General features: G+C 33.3%; 20 protein-coding genes. 11 read left to right on the plus strand and 9 right to left on the minus strand.

The features are described 5' to 3' along the window. Nucleotides 1–216: 216 nt before the first annotated feature. The 6 genes from EMN46_RS12425 to gldF form a co-directional block, all read right to left on the minus strand. Entirely contained in the window at nucleotides 217–2,013 is a 1,797-nt protein-coding gene (locus EMN46_RS12425) for a long-chain fatty acid--CoA ligase (protein ID WP_154201136.1), read from the minus strand. A gap of 275 nt (nucleotides 2,014–2,288) precedes the next feature. Continuing rightward, nucleotides 2,289–2,900: a fumarylacetoacetate hydrolase family protein gene (locus EMN46_RS12430; protein ID WP_154201137.1), complete on the minus strand. Its 612-nt coding sequence runs from the start codon at nucleotides 2,898–2,900 to the stop codon at nucleotides 2,289–2,291. A 35-nt stretch (nucleotides 2,901–2,935) separates the two neighbouring features. Beyond that, nucleotides 2,936–3,703: a 3'-5' exonuclease gene (locus EMN46_RS12435; protein WP_154201138.1), complete on the minus strand. Its 768-nt coding sequence runs from the start codon at nucleotides 3,701–3,703 to the stop codon at nucleotides 2,936–2,938. A gap of 227 nt (nucleotides 3,704–3,930) precedes the next feature. After that, on the minus strand, nucleotides 3,931–5,061 hold the full coding sequence (gene dnaN / locus EMN46_RS12440; RefSeq protein WP_154201139.1) for a DNA polymerase III subunit beta: 1,131 nt from the start codon (nucleotides 5,059–5,061) through the stop codon (nucleotides 3,931–3,933). A 244-nt stretch (nucleotides 5,062–5,305) separates the two neighbouring features. Beyond that, on the minus strand, nucleotides 5,306–6,997 hold the full coding sequence (gene gldG / locus EMN46_RS12445) for a gliding motility-associated ABC transporter substrate-binding protein GldG (RefSeq protein WP_154201140.1): 1,692 nt from the start codon (nucleotides 6,995–6,997) through the stop codon (nucleotides 5,306–5,308). Nucleotides 6,998–7,093: 96 nt separating this feature from the next. Beyond that, on the minus strand, nucleotides 7,094–7,825 hold the full coding sequence (gene gldF, locus EMN46_RS12450) for a gliding motility-associated ABC transporter permease subunit GldF (RefSeq protein WP_154201141.1): 732 nt from the start codon (nucleotides 7,823–7,825) through the stop codon (nucleotides 7,094–7,096). Nucleotides 7,826–8,011: 186 nt separating this feature from the next. Here gldF and EMN46_RS12455 point away from each other — a divergent pair, with 186 nt between their 5' ends. Both EMN46_RS12455 and EMN46_RS12460 read left to right on the plus strand, forming a co-directional pair. Continuing rightward, on the plus strand, nucleotides 8,012–9,139 hold the full coding sequence (locus EMN46_RS12455; RefSeq protein WP_154201142.1) for an acyloxyacyl hydrolase: 1,128 nt from the start codon (nucleotides 8,012–8,014) through the stop codon (nucleotides 9,137–9,139). Between the two features lie 8 nt (nucleotides 9,140–9,147). Next, nucleotides 9,148–9,894 carry a DUF2807 domain-containing protein gene (locus EMN46_RS12460; RefSeq protein ID WP_154201143.1) on the plus strand — a complete coding sequence of 249 codons (747 nt, stop codon included), beginning with the start codon at nucleotides 9,148–9,150 and terminating at the stop codon, nucleotides 9,892–9,894. 48 nt (nucleotides 9,895–9,942) lie between these two features. Here EMN46_RS12460 and lpxB read toward each other — a convergent pair whose 3' ends face one another. The 3 genes from lpxB to surE form a co-directional block, all read right to left on the minus strand. Continuing rightward, nucleotides 9,943–11,079, minus strand: a complete 1,137-nt coding sequence (lpxB, locus tag EMN46_RS12465; protein ID WP_154201144.1) for a lipid-A-disaccharide synthase — start codon at nucleotides 11,077–11,079, stop codon at nucleotides 9,943–9,945. 117 nt (nucleotides 11,080–11,196) lie between these two features. After that, nucleotides 11,197–11,496 carry a hypothetical protein gene (locus EMN46_RS12470; RefSeq protein ID WP_154201145.1) on the minus strand — a complete coding sequence of 100 codons (300 nt, stop codon included), beginning with the start codon at nucleotides 11,494–11,496 and terminating at the stop codon, nucleotides 11,197–11,199. Continuing rightward, nucleotides 11,480–12,262: a 5'/3'-nucleotidase SurE gene (gene surE / locus EMN46_RS12475; protein ID WP_154201146.1), complete on the minus strand. Its 783-nt coding sequence runs from the start codon at nucleotides 12,260–12,262 to the stop codon at nucleotides 11,480–11,482. Before surE ends, EMN46_RS12470 begins: the two co-directional genes overlap by 17 nt. A 215-nt stretch (nucleotides 12,263–12,477) precedes the next feature. Here surE and pheT point away from each other — a divergent pair, with 215 nt between their 5' ends. From pheT to EMN46_RS12520, 9 genes are all read left to right on the plus strand, one after another. Continuing rightward, nucleotides 12,478–14,928, plus strand: coding sequence for a phenylalanine--tRNA ligase subunit beta (gene pheT / locus EMN46_RS12480; protein WP_154201147.1), 2,451 nt, complete (start codon nucleotides 12,478–12,480; stop codon nucleotides 14,926–14,928). Nucleotides 14,929–15,641: 713 nt separating this feature from the next. Further along, nucleotides 15,642–16,247, plus strand: coding sequence for a hypothetical protein (locus EMN46_RS12485; protein ID WP_154201148.1), 606 nt, complete (start codon nucleotides 15,642–15,644; stop codon nucleotides 16,245–16,247). Next, nucleotides 16,229–16,672, plus strand: coding sequence for a hypothetical protein (locus EMN46_RS12490; protein WP_154201149.1), 444 nt, complete (start codon nucleotides 16,229–16,231; stop codon nucleotides 16,670–16,672). Before EMN46_RS12485 ends, EMN46_RS12490 begins: the two co-directional genes overlap by 19 nt. Before the next feature lie 273 nt (nucleotides 16,673–16,945). Further along, nucleotides 16,946–17,710 (plus strand): hypothetical protein, encoded by a 765-nt coding sequence (locus tag EMN46_RS12495; protein WP_154201150.1) that lies wholly within the window; start codon nucleotides 16,946–16,948, stop codon nucleotides 17,708–17,710. 237 nt (nucleotides 17,711–17,947) lie between these two features. Further along, nucleotides 17,948–18,538 carry a DUF6624 domain-containing protein gene (locus EMN46_RS12500; protein WP_154201151.1) on the plus strand — a complete coding sequence of 197 codons (591 nt, stop codon included), beginning with the start codon at nucleotides 17,948–17,950 and terminating at the stop codon, nucleotides 18,536–18,538. A gap of 535 nt (nucleotides 18,539–19,073) precedes the next feature. After that, nucleotides 19,074–20,351 carry a deoxyribodipyrimidine photo-lyase gene (locus EMN46_RS12505; RefSeq protein ID WP_154201152.1) on the plus strand — a complete coding sequence of 426 codons (1,278 nt, stop codon included), beginning with the start codon at nucleotides 19,074–19,076 and terminating at the stop codon, nucleotides 20,349–20,351. Between the two features lie 742 nt (nucleotides 20,352–21,093). Further along, entirely contained in the window at nucleotides 21,094–21,813 is a 720-nt protein-coding gene (locus EMN46_RS12510; RefSeq protein ID WP_154201153.1) for a hypothetical protein, read from the plus strand. A 494-nt stretch (nucleotides 21,814–22,307) separates the two neighbouring features. Beyond that, the gene (locus EMN46_RS12515; protein WP_229130357.1) at nucleotides 22,308–23,537 is read left to right on the plus strand and encodes a hypothetical protein; all 1,230 of its coding nucleotides are present in this window, start codon (nucleotides 22,308–22,310) and stop codon (nucleotides 23,535–23,537) included. Between the two features lie 220 nt (nucleotides 23,538–23,757). Further along, on the plus strand, nucleotides 23,758–24,682 hold a 925-nt coding region (locus EMN46_RS12520), incomplete at its 3' end, for an alpha/beta fold hydrolase (RefSeq protein ID WP_229130358.1).

Here is a 24,682-nt window from a genome sequence, read left to right on the forward strand (position 1 = left end):
TGTTTTAAGTATTTATGAAATTCTCAGATCTCAAAATAAAGCTTAAAAATAAGTAGCCTTATCTTAAGAGTCCTAAAGTTAGGATAATTTTAATTTTAAGAAAAGAACATAGACAAAACCTTTTCGATAATAACAGATTTTAACAACACAAATAAATAGAAATAAAAAAGCCGATAGAATCATATTCCATCGGCTTCATATTATTTTAATTAAAATCTAATCCTTATACATCTTTTCGATAAGATGCTTATACTTCTCCTGAATCACTTTTCTCTTAAGTTTAAGTGTAGAAGTCATCTCTCCTGATTTTATAGTAAATTCTTTGGGAAGAAGGGTAAACTTCTGAATCTTCTCGAAACGAGAAAACTCCTTTTGCAAATTCACGAATCGTTTTTCAAAGAATTCTATAATCTGAGAGTCTTTTATTAAATCTTCAAATGAATCGAAAGAGATATTGTGTTTTTTTGCATACTTGCACAAAGGTTCAATTGCTGGAACTGCTAGGGCTGTCACATACTTCTGACAATCGCCAATCACTGCAACTTGTTCAATAAACTGATCGTTAATTAAAGTTGTTTCAAGCTTTTGAGGTGCAATATATTTCCCACCAGAAGTCTTCATTAAATCTTTAATTCTATCTGTTACCGTTAAGTTTCCATTCTCGTCAATTCGTCCCGCATCGCCAGTACAAAACCAACCATCTTTCATAACCTTAGCTGTTTCCTCTGGTTTTTTATAATAGCCACGCATAACGCCAGGTCCTTTAACCAATATTTCGTTATTCTCACCTATTTTGATTTCAACACCATTTAGTGTTTTACCTGTTGTGTTAAAATCAATATATTTGTCACCATATAAACAAACAGTTGCCATCGTTTCTGTTAAGCCATAACCCATTTTTATATTCATTCCTACAGAATGAAAAAAGGTGATAATTTCAGAAGAAAGTGGCGCTCCTCCGCAAGGAGTGAACTTTATACGTCCTCCAAAAATATCGCGAAACTTACTTAAAACAAGCTTGTCTGCTATTTTAAACTTCATTTTTAATCCGAAAGGAACTTTCTTCTCAAAAAGACAGTATTGATTATTTCTAATCTCACCAATTTTCAACGACCAGTTTATTAACTTTTTCTTGATACCTGAAGCGTCCTTACTCTTATCTTGAATGGCAGAATAAATTTTCTCATAAATTCGAGGAACAGTACACATTAAAGTTGGCTTAGTCTCTTTCATTGTGCAACCAATTTTCTTTGGATCACGATTGAAATAGATTTTAAAACCTCTGTGCAAACAAAAGAATGTCCATCCACGTTCGTAGACATGACTAAGCGGAAGAAAACTTAATGACACCTCATCATCAGTTATATCCAATTCCTTATCATGAGAACGAAGAACTGCTGTAATGTTATTGTGATCTATCATCACACCCTTAGGCTCACCTGTTGTACCCGAAGTATAAATTAAGGTTGCTAAATCGTCGATATCTGCCGTTTCGAATCGAGCATCAAACTCTTTACCTAAACGAGAAGCTTTCCCCATCTCGATAAACTCATCCCAATACATAGAATGCTGATGATCGCTAATTTTTACAGCCTTATCAAAAACAATAACCATTTTAATGGTAGAGCATTCTCCCATTAACTCCATGGTTCTATCATACTGCTCTTGCTCACCAACAAATATGGCTTGAACTGCAGCATCTTTTATAATATATTTAGCTTCTGTTGTTGAGTTTGTTGCATAAATAGGTACCGTTACACCACGAACACTCATGATAGCAAGATCGGCAACAATCCACTCTGGCATGTTTTGAGAAAATATAGCAACACTTTCCTGAATACCAATTCCTAATTTTAAAAGAGCTTTTGAAACTTGTCTAGTTTGAATACCAAATTCACACCAACTGATGTCAATCCAGTCTCCATTAGTCTCATTCTTGTAACACATAGCAACCTTATCGCCAAATTTTTCAAATCTTTGGCGAAGATGCTTGCCCCAATGTTGATAATTCATATAACTTTTTTAGTTTTTAACCTCGCAAAGATAAACATGTTTGCTTGACTTGAAAGCTTTTCATGTAAAATGCAGATATCCCGATAGGTGAACAAAACTTCAAAACACACCTAATGGACTGAAAATCTACTCGAAAGACTAACTGAACCAAGTCTTTACGAAAAAATGGCCTTAGATTGAATCTAAAGCCATTATTAAGTATAATTATCTTTATTTAACAAAGGAACAATCACATATTAATGTATTCTTATTAAAGCCTGAATAACAAATAGGTCTTATCGAACATGAAAGTTTAATAACTCTTCTCCTTCTAACTCTCCTACCAAGTGATCTCCGATTTTAACAGGACCTACACCTTCTGGCGTACCAGTATAAATCATATCACCAATTTTAAGTGTAAAGTATTTCGATAAGTAACTGATTAAAAAGTCAATCGAAAAGATAAGGTCAGATGTGTTTCCTACCTGAACTCTTTCGCCGTTAACATTGAGACTAAAATTCAATGCATTGACATCCTTAAATTGAGATTTAGGACGAAACTTAGATATAGGAGCTGCACCATCAAAAGCTTTCGCTTTTTCCCATGGCAAACCTTTTTTCTTACATTCTGCTTGAATATCGCGAGCTGTGAAATCTATTCCTAAAGCTAATTCTTCGTAATAACGATGTGCAAACTCAATAGGAATATTCTTTCCTACTCTACTTATTTTAACCACAACTTCTACTTCGTGATGAATATCATTGGAGAAATCTGGGTAATAAAAGTCATTATTGCTTTTTAAAAGTGCCGAATCTGGCATTGAGAAAACCACTGGTTCCTTGGGTACAGGATTATTTAGTTCTTTTGCATGATCTACATAATTCCTTCCTATCCCTAATATTTTCATCTTTTATGGCATTAATTTGTTAACAAATAAAGCGCTTACATATTAAAATTTCTAAGCTTAATCTCGGTCAAAACCTTCTTTGTATATCGAGGAAAATCATTATTCATAATCCAACCATAATAGCCTGGTTGTTCTTTTAAAACGGCTTCAACCGCTTTCCCTTTATTCTTACCAAAGTTAAAAGTCTCAACACCCTTTTTATCATATATAATCATGCCAGCAAAATCAACATTCTTATTTTGAGTAGAGAATTTAGCAAGATAATCAATATCATTCTCAAGATCCTCATACCTGTCAAGCTGAGATTTCAACACCTCGTAGGTTGCAACCGTATCTGCTTCGGCACCATGAGCGCCCTCAAGGTCTTTTGCACAATAAAATTTGTAAGCTGCGGTCAAAGTTCGTTGTTCCATTTTATGAAAAATGGTTTGAACATCAACATGCTTACGTTTTCTCATATCAGTATCAATATCAGCACGTAAAAACTCTTCTGCCAAAAGAGGAATATCAAATCGATTTGAATTATAACCCGCTAAGTCGCAACCTTCAATATATTTGGCAATCGTTTTACCAATTTCCTTAAAGGTAGGTTCATCCTTAACATCCTCATCAAAAATACCATGTATTGCACTTGATTCGGCAGGGATTGGAATACCAGGATTTACACGAAAAGTTTTTGTTTCTTCCTTACCATTAGGACTAACCTTAACAATAGCAATTTCAACAATGCGATCTTTCGACACATTGAGACCAGTTGTTTCTAAATCGAAGAATGCAATTGGGTTTTTCAAATTCAAATTCATATGATTATAATTTTCTTATTCAGGTCATATGGAAGTCGCCAATGATCATCCTCCAGTGTTTGAGAGAGCTTCACTCATGGCTCGTTTCATATTGACTCGTTCTTTTGAAGAAGTTTATTTTTTTCACTCTAAGCAAACACAAGCCTAAAGGTATTATCTTAAAACAGAAAAAACCTAATGAAAATCATTCTCATTAGGTTTTCGTATACATTATATCATCGTTTAAATTAAACGTTAATCATCATTGGCATTAATAACATCAACACATCCTCATCGGCGTTTTCGTTATCGTAAGGTAAGAATAAACCAGCTCGAGTTGGATCAGAAAGTGCAACCACAACATTGGCTGAAGATATATTCTGAAGTATTTCCAATAAAAATACTGATTTAAACCCAATCTCTAAAGCTTCTCCTTCGTACTGACACATCAGTTTTTCTCGAGCTGAAATAGAGAAATCAATATCCTGAGCAGAAACAACTAATTCATTTTGGTTTAATTGAAACTTAATTAAATTACTTGCTGGATTAGAGAATACAGATACACGCTTAAGTGTATTATAAAGCTCGATACGATCTATTGTTAATTTAAATGGGTTATTCGTTGGAATAACAGAGCCATAACTTGGATATTTTCCTTCAACCAAACGACAAATCAATTTGTAATTTGATAATGTGAAGAACGCATTTTTGTCATCAAACTCAACCAATACAGGATTCTCCTCTTTTGGAAGGATATTACGAAGTAATGATGCTGGTTTTTTAGGAAGAATAAATGAAGACTCAACCTCCGAACGACCATCAAGACGCTTGTAACGAACCAATTTATGAGCATCAGAAGCAACAAAAGTAAGATCGTTATTATTTAATTCTATAAAGATTCCATTCATCACAGGACGAAGTTCATCGTCAGCGGTAGCAAACAAAGTTTTGTTGACACCTTTCAATAAAACCTCGCTAGCAACTGTGATATTCACAATACTATCATGATCTTGTTCTGGATTCTTAGGATAATCATCACCGTTTTGACCAGGAATACTGAACTGACCATTCTCTGTGCTCAACTTAACAGCTAAGGTTTGAGGATCAACTTCAAAAGTTAATGGCTGCTCAGGAAATTCTTTTAAAGTATCAGTTAAAATTTTTGCTGGAAGTGCAATTACACCTTCTCCTTCAGAAGAATCTAATGGAATAGTTGTAATTAAAGTTGTTTCCAAATCTGAAGCTGTAACTATAAGCTCATCATTTTTCAACTCAAATAGAAAATTATCAAGAATTGGAAGCGTATTTTTGTTACTAATAACACGACTAACAGCTTGAATATGTCCTAAAATCTCAGTACTTGATACTACAAATTTCATATGTTATAATTTGTTTTTACTTGATTAATAAAATCGGATACGACTAAATTACTGATTATCAATCCTATTTTTCCAATCAAAATATTTAATTATTATTTTTTCATCTCCATCTTTCAACACCAAATTATGTCATCTGTATGTTAAAATACTAAGTGGTGAATATACGAATTTTATTTATTTCAATCTGATTTTTTTGCAAGAGTTTGCATACATATTTAGACAGGTCTAAAATGAGAATACGAAACTAATTGGCATATTTCCTTTTACGAACAAAATGCCACACAAGTGCTAATAATATCAGTAAGGCAATAGGTAAAGCCAAATTTACAATTTGATAAAATAGACGATGTTCCCTTATTTTAGTTTTATCTAACAACCGTAACTTAACTTCTCTTGATCTTAAATTCATCCATCCTTCGTCATCACATAAATAATCTACACAGTTAAGCAAAAAGTTACTATTTCCGTAGGTTTTTCGAGAATATCGATCATAACCCAAAGGCATAATCTGGATATTAGACCCCACGCCTCTCACTCTATTTTTAATGATATCACCATCTGATATCACAATCATTTTTCCAGCTGCGCTTTCTGATTTGAAAGTTGATTTATCAATTCCCTTCCAAATTCTATCTTTAAATATCGACTGAAATTGCCCCTCAATCAAAACAGATATAACTTTAGAGCCATCAGAAAAATCTTCAGCATTCATTTTTTTTCCTACAATATCAAGTCGAATTGGTGTTGGTACTTTCTCAAGACGGGTGTTATCGGAACTTGCAAGAAGAACGGTGTGTTTCAATTTTGGATCCTTACCAACTTTATCAATAGAATTGGCAAATTCAACGCGAACCATATTCAATTTTCGGGTGATAGGATGATTATTTGGTGGCGCTAAAAGCGGAGAATAATACCAAGGTGCAGGTATGTATTTACCATCCTGTCCTGCTGTTGTTGCTTGTACGGGAATCAACTGAGATTGAACATCCATAAGCAAATCAGGATTAATACGAACGCCGTATCTAAAAAGCTGATCTTCCAAGTTCAGTGGTTTGTAGAATGCCATTGACATACCTTTTGCAGATATACTATCCATTGATGCAGAAACCTCATCAATTAACCACATAACTCTTCCACCATTCATAATATACTGATCGAGAGCATACTTTGCTCTTTCAGTAAACTCATTTCGTGGTTGAGCTACAATTACACAATCAAATCGTTTATAATTTTTTGAAAGTTCATGAGCCGTTACGCGGTTTACCTCATAACGTTGCAAAAGCGATGTTGTAAAATCGGCAACTTCATACTCACCGAGCTCACCTTGTCCTGTAAAAAAAGCAATTTCTTTGACCTTTGTTTGATTGAGCATGCGAATGGCCATCGAGAGTTCATATTCTACACTTTCAATGGCATAGTTTAGATTCTCCTCGGCAGATAAACCTGTAACCGATTTCAAAAGGTTAACTGGTGTTTCTTTTTTTCCATCGTGCACAAAAAGACCTGGCACAATTATCTTTTGTTTTACACTACCATCTCTACCTGTTTCTTGTATGCTTGTTGGTTCTAGTCCTCTTGCGGCCAATTCCCTCAAGTTTTTATCCTTTTGTTTTGGATTAAGGACAGAACTAGGATCTACAAAACTATAAGCAATTTCGACATTAGAATAAGATTTAAATTCGTCTATTAAATCTACCGTTGCATTCTTTAGTTTATTAAAACCATGAGGTAAGTCTCCAGTAAGATAAATTTCAAAATAAACAGGTTTTTCAAGCTTTGAGAGAAGTTTCTTAGTATTATCCGACAAGGTAAATCTCTTTTCAGAAGTGAGGTCTATTCGAAAATGAAAAACCTGTAAAAATTGATAAACAGTTAGAACAATTAGTATTGATAACACCAATTGAATAAGATTCTTCTTTTTATTTGTGATTTGCATGATACTTATCGTGTTTCAACTTTTATTCTTGAAATATTGCGATACTTTAGCCTTTTCCTGATAGTTATCAGGACTTTATGCTTTAAACCTGTCTCCTTACCATTTTCTACTTTGCAATACGGTTCGTGTTGCAAATAAAAATACCAATGATAAAGCAATAAAGTAGCTCACATCCCTAGAATCTACAACGCCTCGAGATAAAGATCTATAATGCTCATTAATTCCTACATTAATAATCTCGGTTTGAAAATTCTGAAAAACGAGTAATTCTGACAAATAATCGAAACCTATATAAAAACTGAAACAAAGAATTAAGGACAATAGAAATGCGATAATTTGATTATCGGTAAGTGATCCTGCAAATACAGCTATGGAAACATAAGCAATTGCTAAAAACAATAGTCCGAGATAGGAACCCCAAAATGCACCAACATCTATACTTCCAATAGGCTTACCTAAATAGTAAACTGATAAATAGTAAATAAGACAAAAAAGTAAAGAAAACAGAACAAGGATCAATGCAGAAAAGAACTTAGAAAGCACAATCTTAAAATCACTAATGGGTCTAGTCAGTAATAATTCAATAGTCCCTGATTTCTTTTCGTCGGTAAAAAGACGCATACAGAGAGCGGGAATCAAAAAAAGATAAATCCAAGGAGCCATATCAAATAAAGTATCCAAATTAGCATAACCGCCATCCAAAACATTCGAATTGCCGGGAAAAACCCATATAAACATACCCGTAGAGAGTAAAAATATACTAATGATAAGATAACCACTTATGGAATTAAAAAATGATCGAAATTCCTTCGCTAATAGTGTAAACATGTGTAATCGGGTTTTGTAATGTGATACAAATTTGCAAAATAATTTCCAATGAGACCAATTCTGTTAAATAATTAATAGATTCGACAAAATGCCACATACCGCACAAAGCAACTAGTAAACAAAAAAAAATAATTATTAAACAAAAAACATATTGTCCAATCGTATTTATTTATCTAGTTTCGCAGCATGATTTCAAAAGGACTCCTTTCTTTTATTATTGTATTTATTTTTTTAGCAGAATCGAGCTATGCGCAAAAAGATAGCTACACTACTACTGTTAAATATCACAGTGGCATTGTTTTACCACACCATCAATCCATAACCTATTTACGAAAAAGTGGTATTGAAGCTATGGAAATTAACTTTGGTTTTATTCCATCACGCGAACGAAAATGGGCCGCTCTTTATAATCAGCCAGAAATAGGATTGGGTCTATATCACGGGAACTTAGGGAATGATAAGGTGTGGGGTAATGTAACATCGGTATTTCCTTACATTAACTTTCACCTCTATAAAAAGGCTTGGTTTCACCTTACCAATCAATTAGGTTTAGGTGTTGCCTATAACAGTAAGATTTTTGATGCTACAAAAAACTATAAGAACACACTTATCAGCTCAAGAATCAATGCTTTCTTCAGCTATTCTTTAAATGCAGAATGTTCGATAAGTTCGCAATGGCAATTAATCGCAGGCTTTGGTGTAAAACATATTTCTAACGGTGCCTCAAAAAAGCCGAACTCGGGAATTAATCTCTTAACAAGTCATTTTGGTATTAAATATGCTCTTAATAAGAGGCCGGAAATTGCTTACAGTAAGCTTAAAAATCACACAAAATTAGAAAATGAATATTCTATAACTTGGAATCATGGGGAAACGCAAGCTAAAGAGAACGACTTACATCGCTATTACATTTCTAACCTATCAGCAAACTATGCCATAGGAATAAATGCCAAACAGAGATTAGGTTTCGGTCTCGACCTTTTTTATAACGAAGCAACCAATAGAGGCGATTGGAATCTTGAACCCAAAACAGAATTTGAAGATCGCATAAGTCAAGGTATTCACATCTCTCATGATTTAATTATTAGCGACTTCACACTAATGATTCAACTCGGATTTTATACTTTATATAAAACAGAACCAGAGGCTGCTATTTACAGTCGCATTGGCTTAAGATATAATATAGGACAACATTTCTTTACAAATTTCAATCTTAAAGCTCACGGCGGTAAAGCACAAAATTTAGAATGGGGAATTGGTTATCGATTTAAAAAGAAAAAAAACAAGCATATTCCTTCTATCAAAACAAAATAATTTTAGAAATGAAAACACATACATTCTACTTTATAATCGCAGTTATTTCATTTTTATCGAGCTCATGTTCGGATTTAATTTTGGGAGATGATGAACGAATAGATAGAACCATCGAGATATCTGACATCAACAAAATTCAAATTGAAAGTGTATTTTATATTGAACTAGTTCAAGATACTGAGGAATATATTATAGCAACGGGAAGTGAAGATCAGCTTGACAAATTAAAAATACGCTCAGAAGGAAACACGAGTTTCTTGGAACACAACTATACCAATCTACTAAAAAACTATACACCTATAAATCTTGAGATACATCTAAAAGATATTAAGACTATTACGGTTCAGTCACCTTCAAATATTTCAAACACTGAAATCATGAATATCAACAACCTAGACATTTATGTTATATATGGCACCGAACTTGTAGAAATGAATTTAAACCTCAACTGTGAAAAATTAACATTGGATGTAAGAGGTGGTGTGAATGGAAAATTTGAATTCAAAGGAGAATGTCCCGAGGCATCCTATGTTATAAATGGAGCAACAAATATTGAAGCTACAGATTTTAAGACCCAAAACACTAGTATTGGACAAAACAGTATTGGTGAGGCTTATCTATTTGCAGAACAAAAAATAAAGGCTACGATTTACAGCTTTGGGAATATTTACTACAAAGGGAATCCTGAGATTGTGATAAACCGCGTTCAAATTAACAACCAAAGCCCAACTGCCGAGTTAATTCCCATTGAATAGACCTAATTACTAATCAATGTTTAAGTGGAAAATTATGACAGAGGAAAATTAAGCTTTTATAGCTTTCACATCTTCATAAATCATCTTAGCAAAACGAGCAGAAGCTCCAGCTCCTCCTAAATGTTGATTCAATTCTTCGTAATTAGCAAGCATTTGAGAACGGTAAGCCTTATCATTTAAAATCAAATCAAGCTCAGCACTTATTCTTTTGGGATTACAATATTGCTGAATCAATTCTTTTACGACGAACTTATCGACAACAAGGTTTACCAATGAAATGTATTTGATATTCAAAAGAATCTTGCCCAAACGATAGGCCAAACTTCCACCACTCATTTTATAACAAACCACTTGTGGAATTCTAAGCAAAGCCGTTTCCAATGTTGCAGTTCCCGAAGCTACCAAAGCAGCTTTCGATTGTTGCAACAAATCGTAGGTTTGACTATAAACAAATCTCAATTGACTTCCTTTTGATACTGAAGCGTAAAATTCTTTTGTAATAGCAGGTGCAGCAGCTACCACAAACTGATAATCGGGAAAACGATCGGCAACCTGAAGCATAACGGGTAAAATACGTTCAATCTCCTGCTTACGACTACCAGCTAACAAAGCAATAATAGGTTTCTTAGCTAATTGATTTCTTTCGATAAAGTGATCAAAACTTTCAGACCTATTTTCACGATTCTCAATAGCATCCAAAAGCGGATTACCACCAAAACTCACTTCATAATTATGCTTCTTATAAAATTCCGTTTCAAAGGGAAATATCGTAAACATACGATCTACATGAGCCTTAATTTTCTTAATCCGAGATTCTTTCCAAGCCCAAATTTTTGGTGATATATAATAATGAACACGAATACCATGCTTCTTTGCAAAGGCAGCCATTCTTAAATTAAAGCCTGGATAGTCAACTAAAATCAGTACATCGGGTGCATAAGCTAATAAGTCACTTTCACAAAGCGTAAAATTAGTTCGAATGGTTTTCAGATTCTTCAAAACCGTAATAAACCCCATAAAAGCAGTTTCGCGATAATGCTTTACCATTTCTCCACCTTGTGCTTGCATCAAATCGCCACCCCAAAAGCGAAAGTCTGCTTGCGCATCTTCATTCTTAAGTTCTTTCATTAAATTCGATGCATGAAGATCACCAGAAGCTTCACCAGTTATGATGTAATATTTCATACTTAAGTTTTTGACGCAGATTTAAAATGATATTTTATGATTAAATTCTTAGTAAAACAAGATTTTCAAATCATAATCAATCTGTGTTAATCAGTGTCTATTTTTCTTATAAGATTATTATAATCCAACTCGGAAAATAAAGACAATAAAAGAATATATAATTGTGGCTAAAAGAACACCTCGAGCAGCTCGCAACCAATCCAATTTAATGAAAAGGAAAAAACAAACCACATTCCCAAAATAAACAGCAACAGCCATCATTTTGACATATATTTTAAGAACTAATACGCTATCAATAAATTGATAAACAGTCAATTCATCACGGAAATTAACCAAATAAGCTATAAATATAGATAGAATAGGAACGATTAAACCAATAAGCGTTCCGGCATAGGAATTATTAATCAACGACTTCATAATCCCAAGTTTTAAAGTTTTCCAATACTTCGTGAGCTGTCATGTCTACCTTAGTGGGCACAATTGAAGCGTATCCATTTTTAATTGCAGCCTCATCAGTATCTTTGGCATAAGGTTCTGCATTTTTAAATTGCCCACCTAACCAATAATAGTCTCCACCAAATGGATCTTTACGTTGATCGAAATCCTCTTTCCACACACCATCCGCCTGACGACAAACACGAACACCTTTGATATCACCTAAAGGAAAATTCACATTCAAGCAAATATTTTTTGGTAAACCATTCTTTACGACATTCTCAAATATTTTACGTCCAAATTTAATACTTTGAGAAAAATCGGCCCTAGATTCAAAACTATCTAAAGAAAAACCAACCGAAGGTATTCCTGCCAAACAGCCCTCAACAGTAGCTCCCATAGTGCCTGAATACAAAACACTTACAGACGTATTTGTTCCATGATTAATACCTGAAACAACAAAATCGGGTTGACGAGGAACTATTTTGTTTAAAGCCAACTTAACACAATCAACAGGTGTTCCCTTACATGAATAAACCTTTAAGTTCTCCTCATCCCTAATTTTCTTAATACGAATTGGAACTTCAACCGTAATTGAATTTGATTTTCCTGAATTCGCTCTATTGGGTGCGATCATATAGATTTCTCCAAAATCTTTAACCATCTCATATAGAGCTGCTATACCCTTAGCATTTACACCATCGTCGTTAGTTATAAGAATAAGAGGTTTCTTGTTTGTTTGCGTCATTCTATTTAATTTGGTAAGACTGACAAAGATATCGAATTATGATTGAACATGGAAGAAATCCATATTAAAAATTCTACTTGTTGTTTGCCTTAAAATTCCTACTTTTGTAAGCTTGAAAACAGATGATTATTAAGGCAATCTCATCGACATGAAATTATGCTCCTCTTCTCGCTTTTCAAAAACAATGAAATTATCAGTATAAAAAACCTCATATAATGAAGATATCGTACAAATGGCTTAAAGACTACATAGATGTAGATTTGACGCTTCCTGAAATGGATGACATTCTAACTCAAATTGGACTTGAAGTTGGTGGTATTGAAAAAATCCAATCAATAAAAGGAGGCTTAGAAGGTCTTGTAATTGGCGAAGTTAAAACTTGTGTGCCCCATCCTAATTCAGATCATTTGAGTGTTACAACCGTAGATGTTAACTCGGGTGAGTTACTTCCAATTGTTTGTGGTGCCGAAAATATTGCTGCCGGACAAAAAGTGGTTGTAGCAACAGTGGGAACAACTTTATACGATGGTGACGAAGAATTTATCATTAAAAAATCGAAACTTAGAGGCGAACCTTCTATGGGTATGATTTGTGCTGAAGATGAAATTGGTTTAGGTCAAGGTCACGAAGGTATAATGGTATTGGATGCTGATGCAGTAGTTGGAACGCCTGCTAAAGAATTCTTCAATGTTGAGGACGATACTTGCATTGAAATTGATTTAACACCTAATCGTGTTGATGGTGCCGGACATATTGGTGTCGCTCGTGATTTAGCAGCTTACCTTAAGCAACAAAAAGATATCGACTATAAAATTCCTTCCGTAGAAGATTTTAAAGTAGAAAATACGAACACAGCCATCGAAGTTGTTGTTAAAAACGAAAAAGCTTGTCCTCGTTACTCTGGTGTTTGCATTAGTAATGTAAAAATTGCCGAATCACCAGAATGGTTACAAAATCGTTTAAAGACAATTGGTATTAGACCAATTAATAATATTGTTGATATCACCAACTACGTTTTATTCGAAACAGCTCAACCTTTACATGCTTTTGATTATGCAAAAATAAAAGGTCATAAAGTTGTTGTGAAAACCTTACCTGCTAAAACCAAGTTTACAACGCTTGACGAAGTAGAACGTGAATTGCACGAGAATGACCTAATGATATGTAACGCTGAAGAGCCAATGTGTATTGCTGGTGTCTTTGGAGGTCTTGAGTCTGGTGTAAGTGAAACGACAACTGATATTTTCCTTGAGTCAGCTTATTTCGATTCAGTTTTTGTTCGTAAAACAGCTCGTCGCCAAGCTTTAAATACCGATGCATCTTTCCGTTACGAGCGTGGTACAGATCCTAACAATACAGTTTATGCTTTGAAAAGAGCTGCCCTATTAATAAAAGAAATTGCTGGTGGTACTATTTCATCTCATGTTATTGATATGTACCCAAATCCAGTTGAAGACTTTAAGGTTGAAGCTAATATTTCAAGAATTGAAAGTTTAATTGGTAAGAAAATTGGTAAAGAGACTATCATTAATATACTTGAAGCTTTAGAAATTAAAGTTGATAAAATTGATGGCGATCAAATGAGTCTTTTGGTACCTACTTACCGTGTTGATGTAACACGTGAAGCTGATATCGTAGAGGAAGTGCTTCGTATTTACGGATTCAACAACATTGAAATTCCAAACAAAGTAAATGCATCTTTAAGCTATGCTCCAAAACCAGACGAGCACAAACTTAAAAATATGCTTTCGGATATGCTTAGCTATAGTGGTTTCAACGAAATTATGAACAACTCATTAACTAAGGCTAACTATTATGAAGGCTTAGAAAGCATTGTTGAAGATCATACCGTTCGTATTAAGAATCCATTGAGTTCTGATCTTAACGCCATGCGTCAATCATTACTTTTCGGTGGTTTAGAGAGTATTGCTTACAACATAAACCGTAAAAATACAGATCTTAAGTTTTACGAATTCGGTAAGTCATATCACCACATTGTTAACGAAGAGCATAGTAATCCTGTTAAGAACTACTTTGAGAATCAGCACTTATCACTATTTATGTGTGGTGCTAAAAATTCAACAAACTGGAATCTTAAGGAAGAACCAACATCTTTCTTTCACCTAAAAGCTTACACTGAGAATCTTCTTAAACGTTTAGGTTTCAATATCGATAAACTTAGAATAAACGAAATTGAGAACGATATGTTCACCGAAGGTTTAACTTACGGTGTAAAGAAAAAAGTACTTGTTGAAATGGGTATGGTTAATGGCAAACTTCTTAAGAAATTTGGCATTGATGTGCCTGTTTATTTTGCCGATTTCAAATGGGAACCCCTATTGGCTGAAGCATCTAAAAACAAGGTGACTTATGAACCAATTGCAAAATACCCATCGGTTAAACGTGACTTGGCTTTATTACTTGACAAAAGCGTTAGCTTTGCAGATATCAAAACCATTGCCTTTAACTGCGAGAAAAAGCTATTAAAATCAGTTTCTCTATTCGATATTTACGAAGGAGAACAATTGGCTGCTGATAAAAAATCGTACGCTGTAAGTTATCTTATTCAGGATACTGAAAAAACATTAACTGATAAGCAGATTGAAAAAATAATGCAGAAGTTAATTAAGAGCTACGAAAGACAATTAAACGCTCAATTGAGATAGAAACCATTGCTTTTATAAGCAATCGATATATTTAAAGAAAGGATTATCGGCACACGCTGATAATCCTTTTTTTATGCCTTTCAATCATACATTAATCATAATTAATCAGCGTCTGATTCTTTTGTTTTCCTTATCACGAAAGCTTAATCAATACAAACTGATAATTCTTTTTTTGCCTCATCAATCATACATCAATCATACATTAATCATATCTAATCAGCGTCTCATTCTTTGTTTCCCTCATCACAAAAGACTTGCTCACTTTTGATATTAACAAATCCCCCTACTCTCCTATTGCCACTATTTTAAATGAACATCAAAATATTTTACAGTATTTATAAATGATGTTTACTCTAAATTCGTAAATTTAGAAGCCGTAAGAATTAAACTCTTACAAAACAAAAAACTGGTATTACTTAAAAAGGTGCACAATACCGACTTATATGGCGTGTATTGTGAACCTTAAAATTCGATATATTAGAAATATGTGCACTTGTGTTACATATCCTAACAAGTTAGGGGCAATTCTCCCTATTGAAGCATTGATTTTCAAAGATATCGAAAAAAGAGATAATTATTAAATAATGCATAAACGACAATGCGCTTATATTCAATTAATTATTCTTATCGTTAATTAGAATAGATAATGATATTAACGAATAGACTAATAAACATGATAAACAGATTGAAGAAACACATAATAACTATATATAATGACACCTTTACAGAAAGAATTCTATTATGACCTAGCAAATAGGATTCATGAAGATACAGATAATGCATGGGCGAAGCTAAAAGCTAAAGAGAATATAGAGAAGGTTTATACAGAAACTACATATACTGATTACAAGTTCTATTTAAACAACATTAACAATGGAGGTTATGATAGAATAAAGCAATCTCTTGTAAAATATATTTCTAAGTTCGAAGGAATGCCATATTGGATATTTAACTTTAACATTTATAGTCCGTACTACTTTAAATCAGAAGGTCTCCCAACTGTTTGCTCCTTCAAAACAAAACACTTCGAAGGTGACTTCTTGGAGGAGTTTATGTTACAACTATCTAAGACCGAAATAATTGTTGAATACATTGAAAAGTTAGAAGCAGTAGGTGTAGTTATTAAGGAGGAGTTCTTGTTTAATTCTAATAATTTTGGAACTCCTGTTCAAGTAGCTGAGAGAATGACACAACTTGAAGAAGAAGCCTACTTTAAAAAGGAGCGAGAAGATGAAGAGCAAAGAAAACTCTGGAAAGAGCAGGAAGAAGAGGAAGAACGTGAGCGAATATCATTACATAGATGGGACAGAATATGGTAAAAAGAACTAAATACCTAGCACCACAAATGGTGAAAGAATTAATAGCAGCTCAGAGAGATATTAATAACTACGGCTGGTTGGTATACACACATGGCTACCTCTATTTTAAATGGGGTAAGAAAGATCAACTTTATAGAATAAAGGAAGAGCATGCACGTTTAGTAAATAGTTTGACTGAGATCAATAACATCTATAATGCTCCATTTGAGTTGAAAGGTTCGCGTGATTTAAGAGTTATACATATAGTTCATATGATGAATGGTGTGGAGTTCATTAGTAGAGAAACTATAATGACATCGAAGTTTACTGATGATTCCAAAACAGAAATTGAGTTTACAATGAGAAGTGGTTTAAGACTGTCACTTGAAGAGTTAGCAACTAAGCATAGTTACATTAAATATTTTTTAAAGAAACAAACAAAGTAATATAGTGGTATGGAAATTTAGAGTAATTGATATATTGATTCAATTACAAACTGCCCCTAACACACGGTATAAAACATAGGCGGTGCGTAGGAAATTGAGAAAATTGTGCTTTTTGTAAGCTCCGCCAAATCTGCGATTTGGTGGTTGAATTGGCGAGAAGATAGCGTTCCAAATCGCAGATTTGGCTAATTAGAAACTTAAAAGTTCATCTCTTTTAAATCGCCTACGTTTCATACCGCCACTCGTTAGCGTGCATTGAAAAAAAATAAACATATGAGACTATTTCTAACAGTATTTCTTCTACTAACCTCAAATTGGTTATTTTGTCAAGACATAAAGACCTCAGGGTTTTTTGATCAAATTGTGAAACATGATGTTTCGGATTTGTGGACTTTGGATGAATTTGAGATTGGAATAGAAGGAGAAACAATGGGTAAATCTGAACCCTATGGATTTATTGGTGATAATTATCAGAGATTGTTTATTCATATTATATCTGCTATTCAGAATCCAAAAAATGAATTGGAATATTTCATATTCGGAAAAACGAAAGTCAAGACTAACATTTGTAGTTTTCAAGGAAAAATTAAAATAATTGCATCGAGAACTTATGACCAAGGTGATGTACCAGAACTTAAACAAGGATTTTTCACTGGAGAATATGAATTCTATGAGGATCCAGATGAGAAAGGAACAGGAATTTTTCAAGGAGTATTTAGAACAGACTTCATAATTGACACAAATGGGAACTTTAGGTATGATGGTCTTCATTTTGCGGCTGATGGATTTAAGAACAATCAGTTCGAAGGCACTTGGACTAGTTATAAGTCAAACAAATCAAAAAAATGCAATTGGGGGGATTATAGAATTCCTGACAGTAACGAACTTGATTATGGAGCAGGTGAATTTAGTCCTGGCAAAGAATTTGAAGATTACGGGTGGAAAAATTATCGTTTAGCTTGGGGGTACAATGAGGAAACGTTGGAGACTAAAGAAGCTAGAAAAAGAGAAGAGGAAAAGTGGTGGATTGAAAAATAAACAACGACACGCTAACAAAAGCTAAATTTCATGGGTGGTGAAGAGTCATTTGAAAGTTTAGTTCAATTAAGAAACACCAGCAAGCCTTATAAATTTGGCTTTGCTCCTATTTATAAATTATAGTAAATTTAATCGGCTTGCTTCAGTGCGCATTGATAAGAAAACTACTTTTAATCCCGCACTCCACTTACATAAACCGTTGTGTGTAATATAAGCAAAAACAAAAAATAAGAACAAATGAAAAAGACTAAAGTATTCCTCATTATTTTATTATCCCTATTCTTAATAGTATCGACATTCTTATACATCAACAGAGATAAATTTACTTACGTTGGTTCTGTGGACTATATTGAGGTTGACTGTAATAAGAAAATAGAAATACTCAGTGAAGTCTATAAAAGTGACCAAAAAATAAGACGAGAGAATAATCTAATTAAGAATGCAAAGGAAGACCATAGAAATCAAGAATTAGTTATAAGTATAATTGAAAAATGTGGAATGCCGACCTTAAATGAAGTAAATCAAGAACAAATGAATGCAATCTGGTTAGGATTGCAACATACTGAAAATAAATATAGAATAAAGTATTTTCCTCTCATTGAAAAAGCTGTAAAAAATGGCGACTTAAGCAAAGAGCATTACGCTTTAATGAAGGATAGAATTCTGATGGATGAAGGTAAACCTCAAATATTTGGATCCCAAATTAAAAATGGCAAATTGTATGATTTAGAAGAGCCAGAAACTGTCAATGAAAGAAGACAGGAAATGGGATTAGAACCGATAGAAGATTATCTAAAATCGTTTAATATTACATTTGACGCTAACTAGAAATACCACACACAACAACTAAGCGTTCGTGTGGCAGGAACTGCCTAACATGTTTCGAAGAACAGTGAGCTCACGACCAGAGGGAGTAAGATCACTAACATACGGTGGGTTGACGTAACCGGTAACAGAATTTCTACTTTATGGGGAATGGTTTAGTTTGCAGAACTTTTAGGAAAGGGAATCTTGCAATATGAAGCTTTTTTAAATGTGGCGATTTCAAAACAATACAAAGTTGTAGCTTGAGCTACAACTTTTTTTGTGTTTTGGATTTGAAATCGGCTTGATATAAAGTGACGAAAATGTGAACTTTAGCTACCTTTAGCTTACGTTTTACAAAAAGCTAAATTTCATGGGCGCTGATGAATCGCTTGAGACTTAGTTCAATTAATAATAGAGATAAGGACTAGCAAGTCACTACAATAAGTTTGCTCAAAATAGAAACAAGTTAAGCGGCTTGCTTCGGTGCGCATCGGTAAGAAAATTACTTGCTTATCACAACACCGTTAAATGCCTGTATTTGTACTAAAACTGATTTATGAAGCTAACACTATTTTGGTTTCGAAGAGACCTAAGACTTGAAGACAACACCGCCTTGAATGCTGCAATGAATTCTAGTCGTAATGTCTTACCCCTCTTTATTTTTGATGATAATATTCTTGAAGAATTACCTGATAATGATCCTCGAGTAAATTTTATTTACGATACGCTAAGTAGCATAAACCAGCGACTTTCTAAAACCCAATCATCTATTTTAATTCTTAAAGGCAAACCGAAAGAAGTTTGGAAAAAACTCATTAAAACTTATGATATTTCAAGTGTATATATCAATAGAGATTACGAGCAATATGCAATTGAAAGAGATGAAAATGTAGCACAACTCTTAGTTGAAAATGGCATTGAGATGCTTGATTTCAAAGATCAAGTGATTCATGAAAAATCTGAAGTAATGAAGGCTGATGGAAGCCCTTATACCATTTTTACACCTTACAAAAATAAGTGGCTTAAACAGTATATGCCAACCCCTATTTTACCTGAAGTGGCTTATCAAAAATTTCACAAAGAGCAATTTACTTTTCCAAAATTAGAAGATTTAGGATTCAAAACCTCTACCATACGGGTAAAACCCTTTAGCCTTGAAAATCTATACCAATATGAAGAAACTCGCAACTTCCCTTCACTTGATACAACATCCTATTTGAGCCCTCACCTCCGCTTTGGAACTATTAGTATTCGACAGATAATTGCCCTGCTTAAAAATGAAGATAATGTCTTTTTAAGTGAACTAATTTGGCGTGAATTCTTTATGCAAATTTTGTTTCATTACCCCAAAGTGGTGATTCAAAACTTTCGTTCTAAATATGACGGTATCCAATGGTTAAATAATGAAAGCGACTTTGAAAAATGGTGTAATGGTCAAACAGGTTACCCTCTTGTGGATGCAGGAATGAGAGAATTAAATGCAACAGGATATATGCATAACCGAGTAAGAATGGTGACAGCGGGCTTTTTGTGCAAACATCTTTTAATTGACTGGCGATGGGGAGAAGCATACTTTGCAAAGAAACTTTTGGATTATGAATTGTCTTCAAATAATGGCAACTGGCAATGGGCAGCCGGTACAGGTTGTGATGCCGCCCCATATTTTAGAATATTTAACCCAATAGAACAATTGAAAAAATTTGATAAGGATAGAACTTACATTAAAAAGTGGATTCCTGAATTAGACAGTCTTTCCTACTGTGATCCTATAATCGAACATAAGCAGGCCAGAACCAGGGCATTAGAAACTTACAAATCTGGAATAAATAACTAAACACAACAAGGAAGTCAGTTCGTTTGATCAAATAGATTATCAAAGGATTATCGGCACACACTGATAATCCTTTTTTTTTTGCCTACACTTAACTATTGCCCTCCATATTTTAAGGAGGGGTGGCTTGCGTAGCAAGTCGGGGTGGTCATTCTCTTTTCCCTCATCCAAAAACTTAATTGGTAAAAACTGAATATCCTTTTTTTTTGCAAATCCACAACTAACTATTTCCCCACCTTATTTTAAGGAGGGGTGGCTTGCGTAGCAAGTCGGGGTGGTCATTCTCTTTTCCCTCATCAATCATATAGTAACCATAATTAATCAGCGTCTCAATCTTTCTTTTCCCTCATCATACATAAATCATATTTAATCAGCTATGTATATCTATTTTTAGCAAGCATAATAGAAGTAGGAACAATAAAATTTTAAATAGAATCTACGGCTGTGGAATAAAAACACCTATTTATAATAAAATAATACTTGATATAAATATTAAAATGTAAGAACTTGAAGTAACAATTCAAATTCAACGTTTTACAAACGATATGAATTAAAATAAACTTAATTTTTAAACACAATGAGACAACTGAATAAGGCAATATAACATCAATTTGATGTGTCACAACCGCTAGTGAAAATTATAAACTGAATGGATTGTACCAACAGATTTAACACAAATAAGAATTGATGGAATAATTGATTAACCTGAAACAGCAGGTGATTTTAACCTTTAAATTAAAATGACATGAAAATTATTTGGGAATTAAACGATTCAGATATTAAGAGAATCACAGATTTTGTAGATAACAATAAAACACCATTTGTTGCAAACCGGATAATTAAGAATATCAACCGAAAGGAAATTATTATTAATAAAGACATCATTTTAAAGAACATGCTCATCTGTTTATTTACACCACAACATGGTTCAGATCAAGACAAGAGATTAAGTACATTTTTTAATAAAGAGCCATTTTTATTAACCGAAAAATTTCTTTTGAATAAATTCAACATTGAAAATGAAGTTCTCGAAGTTTTAAAATCACATGGGGTAACGCCTTCAGAAAAAGTAATAAATTCTTTTGTTCGAAATTACTTTTATCTTTTACAATCAAATTGGAAAATAATAACTAAGCTTGAAAATTGTGCCCAAGGGAATTATACAAAATCGAGAGAACGAGATTTAGCTGATAATATTGATACAATGTTCAAAGGTTTTGGTTCTATACAATCAAGGCGTTTTCTACAAACATTAGGATTAACAAAATATGAAATACCGATTAACTCCAATACTATAGAATGGCTTAAAGATTTTGGTTTTCCAATTTTGTTTTCTCCAATAGCACTTCAAGACAAATCATTTTATCACTTTATATCCGACGGAATCCAATTACTGTGCGAGAAAGCAACTATTTATCCTTGTGTTCTTGATGCGGCTATTTTTTCATTTTACGATAAAAACTGATGAACCTCTTTTTTGGCTCTAAACGAAACTATTTCCCCTCCACATTTTAAGGAGGGGTAACTTTCGCGAAAATCAAGCTACATATTTCCTTTTTCCTCATTCCAAAAACTTAATCAATACAAACTGATAATCCTTTTTTTTAACTTATCATGCAGAAATCATATTTAATCAGTGTCAGATACTTTCTTTTCCTCAGTCAAAGGCTTGCCCGCTTTTGATATTCACAAATCCCCCTACTCTCTTATTGCGACTATTTTAGAATAATTCCCTCAAAATATTTTACAGTATTTATAATTGATGTTTACTCTAAATTAGTAAATTTATGAGCCGTATTAATCAAACTCTTCCAAAACAGAAAACTGGTAATGCTTAAAAAGTTGCACAATACCGCCAGTATAGGTATGTATTGTGCACCTTTTTACCTGATACTGTAGAAATAAATGCACCAGTGCACATATAAGAAGTTACCAAACATTTAGAAATAGCATCTACATATGAAAAAGATCTTTTTTATTATTTTATTAACTTTTGTCCTGACAAAAGCAAAATCACAAGAAGACTCTTCTAATGATTGTCTTAGATATTTGAAAGAAGTTAGGACTGATTTTTCCGCAAATACAGACTTGATGACCGATAGCATTGTTGATAATCATCAACTTTTTTTCATCGGCGAAATGCATGGCTTTCATGATAACTATAAGCTTGCTTATAAGCTTATTGAAGAATTTAAAAGAAAGACGAATTTTAAATATATTTTATCGGAACAAGATTTCGCTGCGACTACTAAATTGAATTATTATATCAGTAATGCTGATACAATTGGATTGTCGAAGTTCATAATGGCTTTTAAAACTTCACCAAGTTGGTGCAAAGAGAAATATGAGTTTTATAAAAAGATTATTGAGTTGAATAAAAAATACGATAAAAATATTCAGTTTTTCGGTGTTGACATAACAGCTGGGGGCATTAAGCCATCCCTTATGCGTATTAAAGAAATCACACAGAAGTATCATATGGAAGATACTCGTTTAGATTCCATTATTGCCTCACCTAGTATGAAGACGTCAATTATTCTTTATATAAAACAATTGTCAGAGAATTCCAGTTTATTATCTTTTAACGAAGAAGATGCCTTTGAATACAAGTATCACTTGAATAATATATTGAACTTTAATAAAGCACTAAATACCTCGAATTGGGATTTAGTGCGCGATTCTTGTATGTTTGAAAATTACCGAATGCTTGAAGAGCATTATGGTTTACAAGACGAAAAAATGATTGGTGCTTGGGGGCAGACTCATGGTTTTCAGCAACAATCGAATAGCGTTAAATGGTTTGCTTCACGTTTAAAACGAAATCTTGGAAAAAAGATTTATACTTACCGAATTTTTTATTTCGATAGTAAATGTATGCTTCCTGCCAGATGGATACCTGGTTTCTTAAAGGTGTTTCGATCGAAGAAAAAGCTCTACTATAATGTGAAATTACAAAATGATGATCATTGGGCAACTGGTTACAAACAAGGACTTGAATATCTTAAGAAAATTAGCCCTTCAGAAACCATAAGCTTTTTTGATTTGGAAAAATTTGATTCACCTTATAGGAATGGTGACGATTTGGTAATGGGTATTTTGAATAATGCTGTTACAACGGATTATTTTCAAACCGCCATTGTTGTTCGTAATTCGAAACCAACAGAAACATTTGGAAGTAATAAAAAATAAACGTTTGGTAACAAAAGCTATATGTAATGCGGGTTCAGCGGGTAAATCAACCGCAGTTCTTCGTTACAACACCGCCAAATCTTTGATTTGTCAATTTATAATTTGAATTATTGTAAATCAAAGTTTTGGCTAAATGCAGATTTGAAAGTGAAGAGCTTCGAAAGCCCGCAAAACACATAGCAAGTCCGTTGTACACAATACTATTATGAAAGTTATATATATGAAATCGTTTTTATTCATTTTGTTTTTTATTGCTTTAACCAATATTGCAGAGACCCAGGTTTTAACTAATACAAATAAGTTTAGTCTTGTAAAAGAAATCCCTTTGAAAAAGTATAAGAACGAAAGGTTTACTTTCCACGCAGATGTGAAAAATATCATATCAGATTCAACAGGATTATCTCGTTTTTTTTTGTTGCAAGTAGGGAAAGGAGATTATGATTTTATTGAAGGAACTGGGCAAACTAAACGAATAAGTTCCAGAGATACTAGTTGGTCACCTTATTCAATAAGTGGAAAAATAAAACAAGGTGCAGAACGTATTTGGATATATCTTGAAACAAAGGGAAATGGAGATTATTACTTTGACAATTTGAGTTTTAAAGTAGAGAAAAACGATAGTATTTGGACTGAAAACTTATTTAGAGAAGGAAACTTTGAATCTGTATTAAACCCGATAAAAATATTTGCTAATAGTAAATACATTGAAGTCAATAAGGATAAAAGGCTGGGGATTGCTTTTAATAATGGCATTGGTTATGGAAAATCTTTACATGTTTCCATAAAAAATAATCAGCAGTACTTACAGTATCGATGTGGATATGATTCAAGTAATGGGAAGTATGTGAAAAGTAATAACACTAAAATTTACTACGAGGTTTATGGTAAAGGTGATCCTTTATTACTCTTGCATGGGAACGGGCAATCCATTTCTGATTTTTCAAAACAAATCCCAGAATTTGCTAAGCATTTTAAAGTAATAGCTGTTGATTCTAGAGGACAAGGTAAAAGTATCGATACAATCTCAAAAAACTTTTCCTACAATCAATTTTCTGAGGACATGAAAGTATTGCTTGATACATTACATTTAAAACAGGTTAACCTTGTTGGATGGAGTGATGGAGGAAATACAGGGTTAACTTTGG

The organism is Ancylomarina sp. 16SWW S1-10-2 (genome assembly GCF_009669305.1).
Taxonomy (GTDB): domain Bacteria; phylum Bacteroidota; class Bacteroidia; order Bacteroidales; family Marinifilaceae; genus Ancylomarina.